The 17,058-nt window shown below is 57.8% G+C and carries 17 protein-coding genes and 1 pseudogene; 8 read left to right on the top strand and 10 right to left on the bottom strand.

Annotation, left to right across the window (positions count from 1 at the left end):
• Positions 1 to 116 precede the first annotated feature (116 nt).
• The gene (locus EKN38_RS20860) at positions 117 to 1,037 is read right to left on the bottom strand and encodes a LysR substrate-binding domain-containing protein (protein WP_014832993.1); all 921 of its coding nucleotides are present in this window, start codon (positions 1,035 to 1,037) and stop codon (positions 117 to 119) included.
• Positions 1,038 to 1,252: 215 nt separating this feature from the next.
• Between EKN38_RS20860 and EKN38_RS20865 the strand changes: the two genes are divergently transcribed.
• From EKN38_RS20865 to EKN38_RS20885, 5 genes are all read left to right on the top strand, one after another.
• On the top strand, positions 1,253 to 2,584 hold the full coding sequence (locus EKN38_RS20865; RefSeq protein WP_014832992.1) for an MFS transporter: 1,332 nt from the start codon (positions 1,253 to 1,255) through the stop codon (positions 2,582 to 2,584).
• A gap of 35 nt (positions 2,585 to 2,619) precedes the next feature.
• Complete coding sequence (locus EKN38_RS20870; protein ID WP_014832991.1) at positions 2,620 to 3,369, top strand: SDR family NAD(P)-dependent oxidoreductase; 750 nt, start codon at positions 2,620 to 2,622, stop codon at positions 3,367 to 3,369.
• Positions 3,370 to 3,381: 12 nt separating this feature from the next.
• Positions 3,382 to 4,227: a transketolase gene (locus EKN38_RS20875; RefSeq protein WP_014832990.1), complete on the top strand. Its 846-nt coding sequence runs from the start codon at positions 3,382 to 3,384 to the stop codon at positions 4,225 to 4,227.
• Positions 4,227 to 5,225, top strand: coding sequence for a transketolase family protein (locus tag EKN38_RS20880; RefSeq protein ID WP_014832989.1), 999 nt, complete (start codon positions 4,227 to 4,229; stop codon positions 5,223 to 5,225). The genes EKN38_RS20875 and EKN38_RS20880 overlap by 1 nt, the downstream gene beginning before the upstream one ends.
• 74 nt (positions 5,226 to 5,299) lie before the next feature.
• On the top strand, positions 5,300 to 6,034 hold the full coding sequence (locus tag EKN38_RS20885; RefSeq protein WP_014832988.1) for a class I SAM-dependent methyltransferase: 735 nt from the start codon (positions 5,300 to 5,302) through the stop codon (positions 6,032 to 6,034).
• Here the strand turns inward: EKN38_RS20885 and EKN38_RS20890 are convergent.
• Complete coding sequence (locus EKN38_RS20890; protein ID WP_014832987.1) at positions 6,028 to 6,630, bottom strand: short chain dehydrogenase; 603 nt, start codon at positions 6,628 to 6,630, stop codon at positions 6,028 to 6,030. The genes EKN38_RS20885 and EKN38_RS20890 overlap by 7 nt on opposite strands.
• A gap of 97 nt (positions 6,631 to 6,727) precedes the next feature.
• On the opposite strand from EKN38_RS20890, the gene EKN38_RS20895 reads away from it, so the two are divergent.
• Positions 6,728 to 7,615: a LysR family transcriptional regulator gene (locus EKN38_RS20895; protein WP_014832986.1), complete on the top strand. Its 888-nt coding sequence runs from the start codon at positions 6,728 to 6,730 to the stop codon at positions 7,613 to 7,615.
• A gap of 19 nt (positions 7,616 to 7,634) precedes the next feature.
• Positions 7,635 to 8,816 (top strand): PLP-dependent aminotransferase family protein, encoded by a 1,182-nt coding sequence (locus EKN38_RS20900; protein WP_014832985.1) that lies wholly within the window; start codon positions 7,635 to 7,637, stop codon positions 8,814 to 8,816.
• 88 nt (positions 8,817 to 8,904) lie between these two features.
• Here EKN38_RS20900 and EKN38_RS20905 read toward each other — a convergent pair whose 3' ends face one another.
• Positions 8,905 to 9,324: a nuclear transport factor 2 family protein gene (locus tag EKN38_RS20905; protein ID WP_014832984.1), complete on the bottom strand. Its 420-nt coding sequence runs from the start codon at positions 9,322 to 9,324 to the stop codon at positions 8,905 to 8,907.
• A gap of 98 nt (positions 9,325 to 9,422) precedes the next feature.
• Between EKN38_RS20905 and EKN38_RS20910 the strand changes: the two genes are divergently transcribed.
• Positions 9,423 to 10,154 carry a helix-turn-helix domain-containing protein gene (locus EKN38_RS20910; protein WP_014832983.1) on the top strand — a complete coding sequence of 244 codons (732 nt, stop codon included), beginning with the start codon at positions 9,423 to 9,425 and terminating at the stop codon, positions 10,152 to 10,154.
• Here EKN38_RS20910 and nudI read toward each other — a convergent pair.
• The 7 genes and pseudogenes from nudI to EKN38_RS20950 all read right to left on the bottom strand — a co-directional run bounded on the left by nudI (position 10,126) and on the right by EKN38_RS20950 (position 17,048).
• Positions 10,126 to 10,551, bottom strand: a pseudogene (nudI, locus tag EKN38_RS20915) (nucleoside triphosphatase NudI). The gene EKN38_RS20910 and the pseudogene nudI sit on opposite strands and share 29 nt — an antisense overlap.
• A 45-nt stretch (positions 10,552 to 10,596) precedes the next feature.
• Positions 10,597 to 10,944, bottom strand: a complete 348-nt coding sequence (locus EKN38_RS20920; RefSeq protein ID WP_014832980.1) for a HigA family addiction module antitoxin — start codon at positions 10,942 to 10,944, stop codon at positions 10,597 to 10,599.
• A 10-nt stretch (positions 10,945 to 10,954) separates the two neighbouring features.
• On the bottom strand, positions 10,955 to 11,254 hold the full coding sequence (locus EKN38_RS20925; RefSeq protein ID WP_014832979.1) for a type II toxin-antitoxin system RelE/ParE family toxin: 300 nt from the start codon (positions 11,252 to 11,254) through the stop codon (positions 10,955 to 10,957).
• A 256-nt stretch (positions 11,255 to 11,510) separates the two neighbouring features.
• Positions 11,511 to 11,948, bottom strand: coding sequence for a hypothetical protein (locus tag EKN38_RS20930; protein WP_014832978.1), 438 nt, complete (start codon positions 11,946 to 11,948; stop codon positions 11,511 to 11,513).
• Between the two features lie 327 nt (positions 11,949 to 12,275).
• The gene (locus tag EKN38_RS20940; protein ID WP_126522669.1) at positions 12,276 to 13,445 is read right to left on the bottom strand and encodes an HlyD family efflux transporter periplasmic adaptor subunit; all 1,170 of its coding nucleotides are present in this window, start codon (positions 13,443 to 13,445) and stop codon (positions 12,276 to 12,278) included.
• Positions 13,446 to 13,455: 10 nt separating this feature from the next.
• Positions 13,456 to 15,648, bottom strand: coding sequence for a type I secretion system permease/ATPase (locus EKN38_RS20945; protein WP_014832976.1), 2,193 nt, complete (start codon positions 15,646 to 15,648; stop codon positions 13,456 to 13,458).
• Positions 15,645 to 17,048, bottom strand: a complete 1,404-nt coding sequence (locus EKN38_RS20950; protein WP_014832975.1) for a TolC family outer membrane protein — start codon at positions 17,046 to 17,048, stop codon at positions 15,645 to 15,647. Before EKN38_RS20950 ends, EKN38_RS20945 begins: the two co-directional genes overlap by 4 nt.
• Positions 17,049 to 17,058: the final 10 nt, after the last annotated feature.

The raw sequence follows: 17,058 nt of genomic DNA on the forward strand, positions 1-17,058 counted from the left end.
GGTCCTCCGTGCAGGTATTATTTTATGAGGATCCCTCAACCCTGTGGGAGAGGGGTGGGGTGAGGGCATCAGGCCGCACTTTTGTACGTCGGGTATGGCGACGCCGCCACCCGACGTTACAGGTGATAGCCCGACAATCGCAACTCTCTGTCAATCCACTCAACGAACTGCTGGATCTTCCACGCGCGTTCATTCATATGCGGCATCACCAGATGGTGCGCATTAATGGCGATCCCCATCTCATCCGGCAGTACCTGCACCAGTGAGCCATCTTTCAGGTGGTCTGTCGCCATCATTTTGCTCTCAAGAATAAATCCCAGCCCCATGCGCGCCGCCTCAAAGCTCATATAGGAGCGGTCAAAGCTGAGGCTGAAGTTGAGCCAGGGCCTGTCGATATTGTGCCAGGCGAACCATTTTTCCCAGTTCACCAGCGTGCTGGTGGACGAGATGAGTGACTGTTGCAGCAGATCGGTGGGGGTGCTGATGGGGTGTTTTTGTGCATACTCCGGCGAGGCCAGCACCACCAGCGTGTCGTTTTTAATGGTCATCACCCGGTAAGCATCCCAGTCCGGGATACCGTGGCGAATATCAATATCAATATTATCTCTGGCGAATTGCAGATTCTCATAGGAGCAGGTGAGATTGATGGTGATATCGGGATATTCGGCGCGAAACTTACCCAGGCGGCGCAACAGCCATGACAACCCGAAGGTGGGCGAGGAGTGCACCCGAAGCACGGCGTTATCTTTCTCTTTGACGATCTGATCGGTGGCGCGTCCGATGGCGCTCATCGCCGCCGAGACCTCCCGCAGATATTTTTCTCCCGTCGGGGTGAGCTGAACCCCTTTGCCGCTGCGGATGAATAATTTCTTGCCCATCCACGACTCCAGCGACGCGATCTGATGGCTGACCGCGGAGGGGGTGACATTGAGCTGTTCGGCCGCCTGATGGATGCTCAATGCGTTAGCGACGGCGATGAATGCCTGCAAATTTCTGAGCGAGGGCAGTGATAACGTCTGGCGATCCTGCGCGGACATAGCCTACTCCTGTCATGTTTATTGATAAAAAACATAACATTGAGACGGCATGCGGGCAATTTTATCACGATGTTATTTTTTTGAGCTGTATCGCGAATCAAATTTATCTCAGCAATAAATGAGGTTTATTGAATGGTGTTTCATTTATGAGCCGATATATTGACCTTGAACGTAAAAATAAAACGACTCACGTTGTTCGAATAATGAGGTAAGTTATGTCTCGTATAGAACAAGCTGTCCCCTACATAAACACGAAAAAAACCAATTACCGTTTCGTTGTGCTGGCATTAATTTTTATTGTTTATGCCATTAACTATGCTGACCGGACAAATATTGGTGCAGTACTGCCCTTTATCATTGATGAGTTTCATATCAATAATTTCGAAGCCGGTGCCATCGCCAGTATGTTCTTTTTGGGATACGCATTGAGCCAAATTCCGGCGGGCTTTTTTATCGCCAAAAAGGGTATTCGCGGCATGGTGGCGCTGTCGATATTCGGTTTCTCGGCGTTTACCTGGCTGATGGGTACGGCGACCTCTGTTCTGGGTCTGAAGTGTATTCGGCTGGGCCTGGGGCTAACGGAGGGGCCGTGCCCCGTCGGACTGGCCTCCACCATCAATAACTGGTTTCCCCCCAGGGAGAAGGCGACAGCCACGGGGGTCTACATCGCGGCCACCATGTTCGCGCCGATCCTCGTGCCGCCGCTGGCGGTGTGGATCGCCATGACCTGGGGCTGGCGTTGGGTCTTCTTCTCCTTCGCGATCCCCGGTCTGGTCATTGCCGTTCTGTGGTATCTGCTGGTGCGTACCAGACCCTCGGAGAGCACATTTGTCTCTAAAGCCGAACTGGAGACCATTACTGCGGGCCAGGAGACGCCGGACGCCAGGCGGGAAAACATCGTGATTTCACCGGGCTTTGCACGTCTTGACCGCCTGATCCGCGTGCGGGACTTAGCCCCGGTAAGCACAGTGAAAGGGCTGTTTACCTCGAAGAATATCCTCGGCGACTGTCTGGCCTATTTCATGATGGTCAGCGTGCTGTATGGCCTGTTGACGTGGATCCCGCTCTATCTGGTGAAAGAGAAAGGCTTTACGTTTATGAGCATGGGGCTGGTCGCCAGTATGCCGTGCATCGGCGGGTTTATCGGGGCGATCTTTGGCGGTTACGTATCCGACAAACTGCTCGGCCGCCGGCGTAAACCGACCATGATGTTTACCGCCATCAGCACCGTGTTAATGATGGTCATCATGCTGAATATCCCGCAAAGCACCGTTGCGGTTTGTGTGGGGCTGTTTTTTGTCGGCCTCTGTCTGAATATCGGCTGGCCTGCTTTTACGGCTTACGGTATGGCGGTTGCAGACAGTAAAACCTATCCCATTGCCGCGTCAATTATCAATAGCGGCGGGAATCTCGGCGGATTTGTTTCCCCGATGCTGGCGGGTTATCTGCTGGATAAAACAGGAAGTTTTAACTCTGTCTTTATTTATTTCGGTATTTGTGCAGCGATTGGCTTATTTATGATTATGTTGCTGGATGAGCCGAAATAAAAAATAAACCCCTTTTATCAGAATGGAGTAAATATATGCTACTGAAAGATAAAGTCGCCGTTATTACCGGCGCGGCTTCTGTACGCGGTTTGGGTTTTGCCACGGCTAAATTATTTGCCGGGCAGGGTGCGAAGGTGGTGATTATCGATTTAGATGCCGAAGCCAGTCGGGCTGCCGCGGCGAATCTGGGTGAAGAGCATCTGGGCCTGGCGGCGAACGTCAGCAATGAATTACAGGTCAACGCCGCCATTGAGCAGGTGCTGGGAAAATACGGGCGTATCGATATTCTGGTGAATAACGCCGGTATTACTCAGCCGATCAAGCTGATGGAGATTAAACGCGAGAATTACGACGCGGTGCTGGACGTTAGCCTGCGCGGCACGCTGCTGATGTCCCAGGCGGTGATCCCCACCATGCGTGCGCAGAAGTCGGGCAGCATTGTCTGCATTTCATCGGTATCAGCCCAGCGCGGCGGCGGTATTTTCGGTGGCCCCCATTACAGCGCGGCTAAAGCCGGTGTGCTGGGCCTGGCGAAAGCGATGGCCCGCGAGCTGGGACCGGATAACGTACGCGTAAACTGCATCACTCCCGGCCTTATCCAGACGGACATCACCGCAGGCAAGCTCAGCGATGAGATGAAAACCACCATCCTGGCGGGCATTCCGCTTAACCGCCTCGGCGACGCGCAGGATATTGCCCGCGCCGCGCTGTTCCTCGGCAGCGACCTTTCGTCTTACTCCACCGGTATCACGCTCGACGTGAACGGCGGCATGCTGATCCATTAAGGAGACCCGACGATGACGGATACTACAGTTCAACAGGTTACCGCGGCGGCATGGCGTATTCGCCGCTATGCGCTGCGCATGGGCGAAGTGCAGGGGCAGGGGTACATCGGGCAGGCGCTGGGCTATGCCGACGTACTGGCCACCGCGTTTGTCCACGGTATGAACCTCAAGCCGGACGAGCCGGAGTGGGAAGGCCGTGACCGTTTTCTGCTTTCTCACGGTCATTACGCTATTGCCTGTTATGCCGCCCTGATTGAAGCGGGGATCATTCCTGAAGAGGAACTGGAGACCTACGGCTCGGACGACAGTCGCCTGCCAATGTCCGGTATGGCAACTTACACGCCGGGCATGGAGATCTCCGGTGGGTCGCTGGGGCAGGGGTTAAGTATTGGGGTCGGCATGGCGCTGGGGCTGAAGCACAAGCAGAGCCCGGCATGGGTCGTTAACTCCATGTCGGACGGTGAGCTTGACGAAGGATCAACCTGGGAAGCGGCTATGTCTGCAGCGCACCATGGCCTGTCGAACCTGATCGTGCTGGTGGACATTAACCGCCAGCAGGCAGACGGCAACTCGCACAAAATTCTTGGCTTTGAGCCGCTGGAGGATAAATGGACCTCGTTCGGTTGGTACGTGCAGCGCGTAAATGGCAACGATGTCCCTGCGCTGGTTGCGGCGTTTGATAACGCCAGACGCTATCCGGAAAACCAACCACGCGTCATTTTATGCGACACGCTGATGGGCAAAGGTGTGCCTTTCCTCGAACAACGTGACAAGAACCATTTTATTCGCGTGGATGCTGACGAGTGGCAAAAGGCACTCGCCGTGCTGGATGCCAACAAACCTGAAGGAGTGCTGTAATGAGCCAGATAACGGAGAAAAAACCGCGTTTAACCACGTCGGCCATGATTGCCTCTATTGCGGAAGACGGCCAGGAGACGCGCTCTGCACCGTTCGGCCATGCGCTGGTGAAGCTGGCGGAACAGCGCCCGGAAGTTGTCGGTATGACGGCGGATTTGTCGAAATATACCGATCTGCATATCTTTGCCCAGGCGTATCCGGAACGTTTCTTCCAGATGGGGATGGCGGAGCAACTCTTAATGGGCGCGGCCGGGGGAATGGCAAAAGAGGGGTTTATTCCCTTTGCCACGACGTATGCGGTCTTTGCCACACGTCGTGCCTACGATTTTATTCATCAGGTTATCGCCGAAGAGCATCTCAACGTGAAGATATGCGCTGCGCTGCCGGGATTAACCACGGGCTACGGTCCGAGCCACCAGGCGACGGAAGATATTGCGATTATGCGCGGTATTCCGGGGATGACCATCATCGATCCCTGCGATGCGATAGACACCGAACAGGCAGTACCGGCGATCGCGGCGCACAATGGGCCGGTGTATATGCGACTGCTGCGTGGCAAGGTGCCGGTGGTGCTGGACCAGTACAATTACCGGTTTACGCTGGGCAAAGCCGCGCTGCTGGAAGAGGGGAGCGACGTCCTGATCATCGCTTCAGGGCTGATGACCATGCGCGCGCTGGAGGCCGCAAAGCAACTGCGTAAGGATAACGTCAGCGTGGCGGTACTGCATTCGCCCACCATTAAACCGCTGGATGAGGAGACTATCCTGGCGCAGGCCGCGAAACCTGGGCGGCTGGTGGTGGTCGCCGAAAACCACAGCACTGTAGGGGGGCTTTGTGAGGCCGTGGCGTCGCTGCTGATGCGTCATCACGTGCATGTCGACTTTGATACCGTTGCGCTACCAGATGCTTTCCTGGATGCAGGTGCGCTCCCGACGCTTCACGATCGCTACGGGATCTCAACGGCAGCCATGGTGGAGAAGATCCGGCGCAGGCTTTGATTCGCCAGACGGTTTAGTTGTCAACGGGCGAGGGGTGTTTTACCCTCGCCTCTGTTGCAATGAAGGAGTCCGTGATGGCACAAAATATCTACGACAACCCCGCCTTTTTTGAAGGTTACGCCCAGTTGCCGCGCTCGGTAGACGGCCTGAATGGCGCGCCGGAGTGGCCTGCGCTGAAAAGCATGCTGCCGGATCTACACGGCAAATCGGTTATCGATCTCGGCTGTGGCTATGGCTGGTTCTGCCGCGCAGCGCGTGAGCTGGGCGCTTCTGCGGTAACCGGCGTTGATATCTCCGAAAAAATGCTCGCCCGTGCGGCAGAGCTGACCCACGATGACGGGATTGTGTATCAACGTAGCGATCTGGAATCGCTGGCGATGAAAGCGAACAGTTTCGATCTGGTCTACAGTTCGCTGGCGCTGCACTATCTGCCCGAGCTGAACACCCTGTTTGGCAACGTGCAGCGTGCGCTGAAACCTGGCGGCAGCCTGGTCTTTTCCATGGAGCACCCGATTTACACCTGCGCGACGCGTCAGGGCTGGCTGACCGATGACGCCGGCGTGCGTTTCTGGGGCGTGAACCACTATCAGGACGAAGGCCAGCGCGTCAGCAACTGGCTGGCAGACGGCGTGATCAAGTATCACCGCACGCTGGGCAGCACGCTTAACGCGCTGATCACCGCCGGGTTAACGGTAAGCGAAGTGAACGAATGGGGACCAACGCAGGCACAGATTGACGCCTGGCCCGCGCTGGCCGAAGAGGCAGACCGCCCGATGCTGGTGCTGATTTCCGCCCGTAAGGATCAGTAACCGACCTTGTAAACGCGGCCGCTCTGCACGCCTTCCACGCTGCGGCGATAGGCTTGCGCCACGGTGGCGGCCGGCACGCTTTCAAAGCCCGGGAAGAAGCCGTCGTACGTTTCGACCGATTCGGTGAGAACCGTCGGGCTTATCAGGTTGATGCGGATCCCACGCGGCAGCTCGCAGGCGGCAGCGCGAACAAACCCTTCCAGCGCGGCATTCACCGTGGTGGCATTGACGCCCTGCGCGATGGGCTCGTGCGCCACAATCCCGCTAATCAGGGTAATGGAGCCGCCATCGTTCAGGTAGTGCTGGCCGGTCAGCGCCAGGCGCACCTGTCCGAGCAGTTTATCCTGTAACCCCTGATTGAAATCGCTGTCCTTCATGGTGGCGAGGGGGCCAAAGTACAACCCGCCGCTGGCGGAGACAATCGCATCCACCGGGCCAACCTTTTCAAACAGCGCCTGGACGCTCGCCTGCGAGGTGATATCCACCTGATAGTCCCCCTGCGTGCGGCCGACGCGGATGACCTCATGACGACGACCCAACTCTTCCGCTACTGCACGACCAACCGTACCGCTGGCACCAATAATGACGATTTTCATAGCCGACTCCTCATGTTATGAGCCTTCATTCTTTAATAAATTAAAAGTCGGATAAACTGGGCTAAAGTTAGAAGATTGCTAACCAGAGGTTTGTAATATGGATAAGCTTCGCGGCATGGAAATCTTTATCGCCGTGGTGGAAAGCGGCAGCTTCACCGGTGCGGCGTCCCGGCTGGATATGTCGTCGGTGATGGTGGGGAAGTACATTGCGCTGCTGGAATCACAGCTTGGCACCCGTTTGCTGGAGCGCAATACGCGGCGTCAAAGCCTGACCGACGCCGGACGGGTCTATTATGACGAGGCGAAGCGGGTGCTGGAGCAGGTGTCGATTGCCGAAAGCGCGGTGGAACGCCTGCGTGCCGCGCCGGCCGGCACCCTGCGCGTGACGGCACCCACCTCGTTTGGCGGCTGCGTTATCGCGCCGCTGACCGCCACCTTTTTGCAGCGCTACCCGGCAGTGCGTATCGAACTGGATCTCACCAACCGGATGGTGGATCTGGTGGAAGAGGGGGTCGATCTGGCCATTCGCATTGGTGATATCCGCAATGACGATCTGGTGGCGAAATACCTGTGCCCTTACAACATGGTGATCTGCGCGTCGCCGGATTATCTGGCGCGCCACGGTACGCCGCAAACGCCTGCCGATCTGGTGGACCATCTCTGTCTTTCCCACACGGTATGGACCGCGCGTAACGAATGGCGGCTGCCGGGTGTGGAGGGCGAGGTGCGCTGGAAGCGCGATGCCGTTTTACGCTGCAACGACGGCTACGGCTTACGTATGGCGGCGCGCGCCGGGGCGGGGCTGCTGCTGCAGCCGGAGGTGCTGGTGGCCGAAGAGCTGGCAAGCGGCAGACTGGTTCGGGTTCTGGAGCCGTTTACACCCGCGCCGAGGCCGGTGCATTTACTGTGGCGCCAGGATTTACGTCCCCTCCCTAAGCTAACGGAATTTATTGCTCATATTCTGCTAAGATTGGGCACAATATAAAAAAGAAGGTAATCAAAGAATGTCTGCAAACAAACTCGCCAGCAGTGCGCAGGGCCTGCAATCTTCCGCCATCCGTGAATTATTAAAACATAGCAAAATGGCAGGCGTCATTTCGCTGGGTGGGGGTATTCCTAACCCGGCCTTGTTCGATCACGAAGGTCTGAAAATGGCCGCTGATGCCGTACTGTCGCAGCATTTTGGTGAAGCCTTCCAGTATGGTCTGACCGAGGGTGTGCCGGGACTGCGGGACGAGATCCAGCGCATCTGCGAAGGGCGCGGGATCCGCTGTAAAGCGGATGATGTGGTTGTGACTTCCGGTTCACAACAATCCCTCGACGTGCTGGCGCGCGCGTTAATTAACCCGGGCGATACCGTCGTCGTCGAGCGCCCAACCTATCTTGCCGCGCTGCAGGTCTTTGGTCTGGCGCAGGCGAATTTTGAATCCGTTGGCACCGATGGCGACGGCATGAAAGTGGATGAACTCGAAGCCCTGGTGGCAAATAAACCCATCAAAGCGGTTTATATTGTGCCGACATTCGGTAACCCGGGTGGCGTTACGCTGTCTGAGGCGCGCCGTAAACAGCTGGTGGAACTGTCGAAGCGCTATGACTTCGTGATTATCGAAGACGATCCGTACAGTGAAATTAATTACACCGACGAAGTTTTCCGCCCGTTAATTGCCCATGCCAACGATATCGGCAACGAAGAGAACGTGGTGTATACCTCAACCTTCTCTAAAATTCTCGCGCCGGGCACCCGTGTGGGCTGGGTGCTGGTACCGGAGTGGCTGAAGCGCGCGGTGGTGAACCTGAAGCAAACCACCGATCTGCACACCAGCACGCTGTCGCAGCTGATGACTTACGAATACCTGAAAACCGGGCGTCTGGCCGGGCAGATCAAAATGATCCGCGAAGCCTACCGTCAGAAGTATCAGACGTTCGCCAACGAACTGGAAGCCGAACTGGGCGATGTGATGTCGTTCCACAAGCCGAAGGGCGGCATGTTCCTGTGGGCGAATATGAAAAAGGGTAGTAATACCACGCGCTGGCTGGAAAAGACGTTAAGCAACGGCGTAGTATTTGTGCCGGGTGAATTTTTCTACTGCAGTGAGCCAGACCACTCGACGCTGCGTATGTCGTTTGTCACACCAACGGATGAAGAGCTGAAAGAAGCGGTTCGTCGCCTGAAAAAATCGCTGTAACAGACCTGCGCATAACGGCGCTCCTGCCGTTATGCGCAATACACGTTTTGTTGAGGTGTATAACCGTACCGGGCCCGGCGGAGTGACGTTATTCCGTCGCATGAGCCAGCGTGCGATCTGAAGCATCGCCGCTGAGGGCCCGCGTGACTTCATGGATCCGCCAGATTTTCCCTTCACGCAGCGTCGCAAACAGGTAAACCTCGATCTCTGCCTGACGACCGTCAGGATACGTGACCGTCACGATATGCCGGTCAGCCAGAAGTTCGTGATGACAGGCTATTTCCGCCACGGTAAAGGCGATCGTGCGAGTCTGCGAGCTGACGTGGCTCAGATGCTGGATAAATCCCCGGTAATCAAGCGTGTGACCGTCCGTAACCTGCTGGTAATCGGGCGTAAAGACCTCTGCCGGATCGATATCGCCGTTGAATAAGCGGGTTAACAGGCACGCCATCTTTTCGCGCTGCGCGGCGTTGTCGGCGTCAGCTATCAGGGATGTGATTATGCTCATTAGGGGCTCCTTATGTGGTTAAGTCGCCATTATCCTTGACAGCAGAAGACGCAGTTTCTGTAATACGCCGATGAATAACGATTTTCGGTCAACATGACATGGTCAGTACTGAAACGCTCCTTCACCCTGGCGGGTACCGAACCCCCTGGCACAGCCACCGTGCAGGCCAGCTGTGGCGCATTACAACGGGTCTGCTGGTGATTGAGTCGCAGCGGGGGCGCTCGGTCGTACCGGCAAAACACATCGGCTGGATCCCGCCAGGTAATCAGCACGCCGCCTTTTCTGAAAGCGCGATAGAAGGCAGCGCCATCTATCTTGACCCCGCCTGCTGCACAAGGCTTCCCGATGTGCCCGCCCTGTTCGAGCCCGACGATCTTACCCATGCACTGTTTTCCCGCTTAAGCGTTGCTGAAAGCGAGTACGATCCGCGAAAGCTCACCCTGCTGCTGGATGAGCTTGCCGTGGCACCCCAGGTGCACTTTACTCTGCCCGTGCCGACGGATCCGCGTCTGAAGGACGTGGTCAGGCATTTGCTGCAGTTTGTCGATGATAATCAGACGGTTGAGAGCCATGCCCGCCAGGCGGGGATGAGCGTGCGTACGTTCAACCGTCGTTTTCGTGCCCAGACCGGAATGAACTTCGTTAACTGGCGGCAACTGGCGCGGGTAATGCAGGCAATGGAGTGGCTGGCCGCGGGGAAGCCGGTGGGGTGGATTGCGCTGTCCTGTGGCTACAGCAGCGTCAGCGCATTTATTGAGGTTTTCAGAGCATGGACCGGTAAAACGCCGGGGCAGTGGGCGGTTAAAGAAGTCCCTTTTGGGCGAAGGTAATGCGCGTGGCGTCGTTGAGATCCCGCTCTTTTAAAGATTCCGGATTAACCCAGGCGATCTCCTTAAATTCGTCATTAAACGTGACTTCCCGGTTGGCGCTGATGCAGTCGAAGATCAGATAGATCATATAAATCTCCTCTGTGGTGCCATCGGCGTAGGTTTTCACCCGGATGTCATCGCGAAAAGCCCTGGGCGTGACCGAAACGATCTCCAGTGCTTCGCCCAGCTCTTCGCGGATCTCACGTCGCAACGCCTGTTCCATGGTCTCGACTGGCTCCATGCCGCCACCGGAGAGAGCTCACTGACCGGGGAACACACCGCGATCGTCGGCCATTTTACACAGCAGATAGGTACCGTCACTCTGAATGATAGGGCAGACAATGGTTCGTTGGCGCATGATTTCCTCCTGAAAAAGTATTAAGTAGGTAAATGTTGTGCTGAATCAGGCAACATCCGGTTGACCACCTTTACGCTTCGCCATGACTTCCGCAACGGTTTTTATACGGCTCAGCTCCTCTTGCGTTCTGGAGTTTGATTGTGCTTCCCAGATATCGACGTTCAGTTGTAATTTCAACCAAAATTCAATAGTGGTATCAAAGGCTTTTGCCAATTTTATCGCCATATCGGCGGTAAGCTTGCGATTGTTATTTACCAGCGCGCTGATGGTATTGCGGTGTACATTTAGCATCTCCGCCAGATCGCTGATTTTCAGATTGAGCGGTTCAAGATACTCATATTGCAACACGTCGCCCGGCGTGGTGGGTTTGCGGAGTGCCTGTTGAAGTATCATAGTTGGTGCCTCACTTGTGTTGCGTGTACTTGTGTGGAGAGAGATAGAGATCGTCTGCTTTTCCCTCTGCCCAGCGAAATACAAGCCTGTATTGTCTGTTTACCCGGATTGAGGAATATCCCTTCAGCGGCGGATTCAATGCTTCAAACATATTGCCCGGTGGTGAACGCAAATCCCGATGCGAGATGGCTGCATTGATGAGGTCGAGCTTTCTTGCAAGAACGGTTTCCAGATTTGAAGGAATAACATTGCTCGATCTCCCGTAAAGAAAAAAATCCTCAAGCCATTGATCCCGAAAATGATTAATCATAATGCTGGTAAGCTCCAGTCCATGAAGCTGAGTGGATAATAATGCACTCCTGCACAGTGCGCAAGTGCGGTTTTTTTCTGCTGTTATGTTACCTGGGGAATGGCTGAAGGGAAGTGGGATGCATGACTAAAGGTTAATTCTCCGAGGAGGATTCCACTTCTGGCGTGTGGCTCTATGCCCGGCGGCGCTGCGCTTGCACGGGCCTACAAGGTTTTGTAGGCTGGGTAAGGCGTAGCCGCCACCCGGCAATCCGGGCTCAACCCAGCAACGCGATTCCAGCCTCCGTCCTCAGCCAGCGCGGGGCTTTTAGCTGGTCGGCAAAATATCCAGTGAGTTCAAAGAGCAAATCCCCCATCACGCGTGCGGATTCGGGCGTGAGCGCGCCACTAATCAACAGTTGGGTAATTTCCTCGCAGTAGCGGCAGAGCTGGTCGGATTCGGTGTTGAATACAGGCTCACGTTCGGGAAACCGATCGACGGTGAGACGTTCCTGTAGATGCTCAGGGATAGGCTCCAGCAGCATTGGGCGGAGCAGGGCAAACGTCGAGGCAAGACGACCGCAGAGGGCTATTTTTCTGGCGGGATTGGTCTCTTCCACCAGCGCTTCGCAATAGCGTTGGCAATTGTCGGCAAGATCGATGAAGTCGGTGTGGCAGTCGAAAGGGGTTGTGAAAAGTGCGTTACTGGTGGTCATATGACAGTTTCCATTAAGTGATTATGACACTGCCAGAGAAATGCCAATTTCCCGGGTGGCAGGACTGAACGGAGTTGGCATTACCGGCCTTAATGGACACCGGCGCGTCTTGCGACGCCCCCGCCCAGCCCACCATTGGAATGTAGCCAGACGCACGGCGCAACAAGAGCTGACGCCGCCATTAAGTTTAACCGGGATGCCAATCCCGACGCCAGATTTTGCTGGCGTGGGAGGAACATACGCCCGGTTAACCATAAAAAGAAGAAGGTTATCCAGGAGAAATCCAATCCTGCGAGGCGGCTTCAGGAAATGATGTAAGGCGTTTCATCACCGCTCCCTCAGCGCTTCCTTCGCCCGGTTAAACGGCTTAATCATATAATCCAGCACCGTTTTCTCCCCGGTCTTGATATCCACCGTCGCAATCATCCCCGGCACAATTGAGAAGTGCCTGCCTGCTTTATTCACCAGGTAATCCTGGCTGGTGCGGATAAACACCCGGTAATAGAACACTTCCGGCTTGGCTTCGTCCTGGATGGTGTCCGGGGAGATGGTCTCTACCACCCCGTGCAGCCCGCCGTAAATGGCGTAGTCGTAGGCGGTGATTTTGACCAGCGCCTCCTGGTTCGGATGGATAAAGGCGATATCGCGCGGCGAGAGGCGGGTTTCGATCAGCAGGTGATCGTCCACCGGCACGATCTCCATCAGCTCGCCGTTGGGCGGGATCACGCCGCCGATGGTGGTGACCTTGATGTTTTTCACGATCCCGCGCACCGGCGATTTCACCGTCAGGCGCGTGACGGAATCCTGACGGCCTTTCAGGATCGCCGAGACCATATCCACCTCCGCGTTGGCTTTCGAGAGCGCCTCGCGCGCCTGAACGTAATACTGCGAACGCACGTCGGTGAGCTTCAGCTCCAGGTCACTTTTCTGCCGCTGCAGGCGCAGCACCTCTACGTGGCTGGCGGCCCCGGTTTTAACCAGCCGCTGGGTGATCGCCAGCTCCTTATTGGCGAGATCGAGCGCGGCGCGCAGCTCCCGCTGGGTATCCTCAAGCTGCGCGCGGCGGGAGTTGTAGAGCCGCGTTTCGTCGGCAATCAGCTCCGGCCATTCCTTCAGCGAAGGGGGGAACTTCAACGGCAGATCGTTCACCTCGGCATACAGGCGCGCGCTGGAGGCCAGCGAGGCGCGGTAGCGTGCCGCACTTTCGCCGACGTTTGATTCTGAACGCGTGGGATCAAGGCGCGCCAGCACCTGTCCGGCCTGCACCTGATCGCCCTCGTGAACGTTCAGCTCGGTGAGGATCCCCCCGTCCAGCGACTGTAAAACCTGCTCGCGCGAGCTGGGGATCACTTTGCCGGTACCGGTTGAGACCTCATCCAGTATGCCAAACCAGGCCCAGATCCCGAGGACAATAAACAGCAGCAGAGAGAGGATCACGATTCGTCGCGCGCCGCTGTAGCCGCTTTCGGAACCGAGCGCATTATCCAGATCGTCCATTGCCGCGGCATCACGCTGACTGATTTTCATTTTTCCACTCCCTTGCGGCGGCTGCCTGCTGTTGTTGCATGCGGCTGTTGTTCAGCGCCTGCGCTTTCGGGGCATCCATCACCAGCATGCCCTCCTTGAGCACCACCACCCGCTCGACCAGTTCCAGCACCGGCACGCGATGGGTCGCGACGATCAGCGTACGGTGGCCGAGCCAGGCGCTCAGACGCTGGATAAATTCCCGTTCGGTATGCTCATCCAGCGAGGCGGTGGGTTCGTCCATCAGCACGATATTCGGGTCGCGCAGCAGCATGCGCGCCAGCAGGATCGACTGCCGCTGGCCGCCGGAGAGCCCCACGCCGTTCTCCATGATCGGATAGTCCAGCCCCTTCGGCAGCTTCTGCACAAAGCTCGCCGCGCCGGTTAACTCCAGCGCGGCGAAAATCTCGTCGTCGGTGGCGCGCGGCATGCCGAGGGTGATGTTTTCCCGCAGGGTGCCGTAAAACAGCCGCGCGTTCTGGGTCATAAAGCCGACGTTGCGCCGGACGTCGGCGACATCGAGGTGCGGCAGGCTGAGGTTGTCGAGCCGCAGCTCGCCGCCGGCCAGATCCATCCCGCCCGCCATCGCCTGCAGCAGGGTTGATTTGCCCGCGCCGTTACGCCCGAGGATCGCCACTTTCTCACCGGGCTTGATCTCCAGACGGTTGATGCGCAGCGCCATGCGCGGATCCTCCGGGTGATAGCGAAACTGCGCCTGCTCGAACAGGTAGTGACCGCGCAGCACATCCTGGCGGATCGGCGTCTCCTCGCGCTGGTTCTCGGTCGGCAACTGCATAATGCTGTCCAGCCCCTCTTTTGCCGCTTTCACCTGCTGCCAGCGGGCCAGCACGCCGCACAGCGTCGCCATGGGGGCGATCATGCGCGAGGCCAGCATCGAGGCGGCGACCACCGAACCGGTGGTCAGCGTGCCGTCGATCACCATCGGCGCGCCGACCACGATCACGGCGGCGTAAACCAGACTCTGGATGGTCATCCCCCAGCTGATCAGGTTCTGTGTCAGCTCGCGGGTGCGCAGGCCAGATTCCGCGGTGATCTGGATATAGCTGTTCCACTGCTGCAAAAAGCGGTTTTCCGCCTGCATCAGCTTGATGTCTTCCAGCCCCTGCACGCTCTCCACCAGCACCGCGTTGCGCAGGGTCGATTCATGGGCGGATTGTTTCGCCAGCTCCGCCAGCTTCTTCTGCAGCAGCAGACCGGGCAGAACCATGATCACCGCCGCCACCGGGGCGATCCACGCCAGCTGCGGGGCGATAATCGCCAGCACCACCACAAACAATAAGAAGAAGGGCAGATCGACAATCGTCGAGATGGTGGAGGAGGTGACCATCTCGCGGATCTGCTCCAGCTCGCGCAGCTGGGAGATAAAGCTCCCGGTAGAGCGCGGGATGGCGCTGTTGCGCAGCCGCAGGGCGTGGCCGAACACGCGATCCGAGACGCGCAGATCCGAGCGCTTGCCCAGCAGATCCATAATGTGCCCGCGCGCCACGCGCAGCACGAAGCCAAACAGGGTGGCGATCAGCACCCCGATGGTCAGCACGTACAGCGTCGGGTAGGACTGGGCGGGGATCACCCGGTCGTACACCTGCATGGAAAAGACAATCCCGGAGAGCGACAGCACGTTGATAAACAGCGCGGCGAGCATCACCCAGCTGTAGGGGCGCAGGTCGCGCATCACCAGCCGGTAGAGCCAGTCCGGGCGGTATTTTGAGATATAGGCGTCCACCCGACTGTCCTTCAGCGCCGCCAGCGGACGCAGGGCGATGACGTGGCGGATGGCGGGCAGCATCGCCGTCATCGACAAACGGTTGGTGTAGGTCTGGTCGTCAAAGAAGCTGACCTCCAGCGTATCGTCGCCGTCGAAATGTTCGATTACCCCGACCCTGCCGTCGTTTAGCGCCACCACCACCGGCAGACGCCAGCTGTTGATCGACTGCTGGCTGGCGGTAAGCAGCTGAAACGACAGCCCCGCCTCGCGGGCGAGCTGGGTGAGGGCGGGCACCATCGGTTTGCCTTTCAGCCACGGTGCGCCTGCCAGCAGCGCGCCGGGAGAGCAGGCGACGCGGTAGCGCGTGGCAATAAAGCCAAAGGCCTGCGCCCACTGGGCCAGGGCGTCATCCGTCATGGGTTCAGCTTGCGGCATATCACGCTCTTTCATGGCTGGATCTCCACGGTCTGGATGGTGCGGTTATCAAGATCGAACGCATGGCGCAACTGCCCGGTGTTGTAGAGGCAGTTGAGCTGCAGCTGATGCAGCTGGCCAAGGGTCTGTTGCTGGGTGAAACGCGCCTGGTAGACCTCCTGCTCGGCGTTGAGCACATCGAGCAGCGGGCGTGAGCCCAGGTCAAGATACTGCTGCTGATAGAGCTCGCGGGTGCGGGCGCTGAGCGCCTCCTGACGACCCTGGATCTGCAGGGTGCTGAGCAGGCTCATCACCTGGCTGCGCGCCTCCAGCAGCTTCTGGCGAACCTCAAGGCGGGTGCGCTGAATGGTGGATTGCGCCGCTTCCACCGCGTGCCCGGCGGCGTTGCGCCGGGCGGTGAGGCCACCACCCTGATAGAGCGGCATCTGCACTTTCACCCACGCGGAGTATTGCGTGCGATCCCGCGTTTCGTTACCCGCGTAGCGGTCGTTGAGGTAGTGACGCACTTCCGGCTCCAGCGAGACGGTCGGGGTCATCTGGGCGTTGGCGTAGTCGAGGTTGGCCTGGGCGACGTTCGCCTGCGCCCAGGCCGCTAACACCGCAGGCACCAGACGATCGTCCGGCTCGGCGATGTCACAGCTGCGGGCCAGCTTTTGCGGAAAATCGTTCCCCACCTCGTTGAGGGAGTTCCAGCCGAGAAAACTCATCAGCGTGGCGCGGGCGCTGTCGAGGCTGGCCTGGTACTGCATCAGCTGGGCGCGGGCCCCTTCGATACGGGCATCGGTCTGCACCACGTCAGAGAGCGAGGTGGCCCCTTCGTCGTTACGCAGTCGGGTCAGCTTGCCAATGGAGGAGAGGGCGTCGAGCTGCTCTTTGGCGGTGTCGACCATCTGCTGCCAGGTTTGCACTTCCACCATGGCGATGGCGGTATCGTGGGCGATGGTGTCGATGCTCACCAGCACGTTGGCCTGCTGCTGGGCAACCCCGGCGTTTTCGGCACGCACCTGGCTTGCCACCTTGCCAAAGTCGTACAGCATCTGGGAGAGGGAGAGCACCAGCGATGGCGTGAAGCCGTTATCATCGCCGTCATGGGTATAGCCGTTGTCCATTCCGGCGTTAATTTGCGGGTAGTATTTCGATTTGGCGACGTCCACCTCTTCGCTCTGCTGGTAGAGCTTTCCCACCGCTTCACTGATGGCCGGGTGCCAGGTGACGGCGCGGTTGACGGCATCGCCAAGCTGCAGCGTGCCGGGGGCGGCATTGCCCACCACAGGCGCCACGCGGCCATTCAGGGAGGGGAGTTCCTGCGTTTCGCGAAGTTGTCCGGTATTGATCATCGCCGCCGGATTAGCGGAGAGTGCGGGCACAGATATCAGGCAGCACGAGAGCCACCAGTAAGGCATCATCTTTCCCATGTCATGTCCC

The organism is Enterobacter sp. WCHEn045836 (genome assembly GCF_003965585.1).
Taxonomy (GTDB): domain Bacteria; phylum Pseudomonadota; class Gammaproteobacteria; order Enterobacterales; family Enterobacteriaceae; genus Enterobacter; species Enterobacter dissolvens.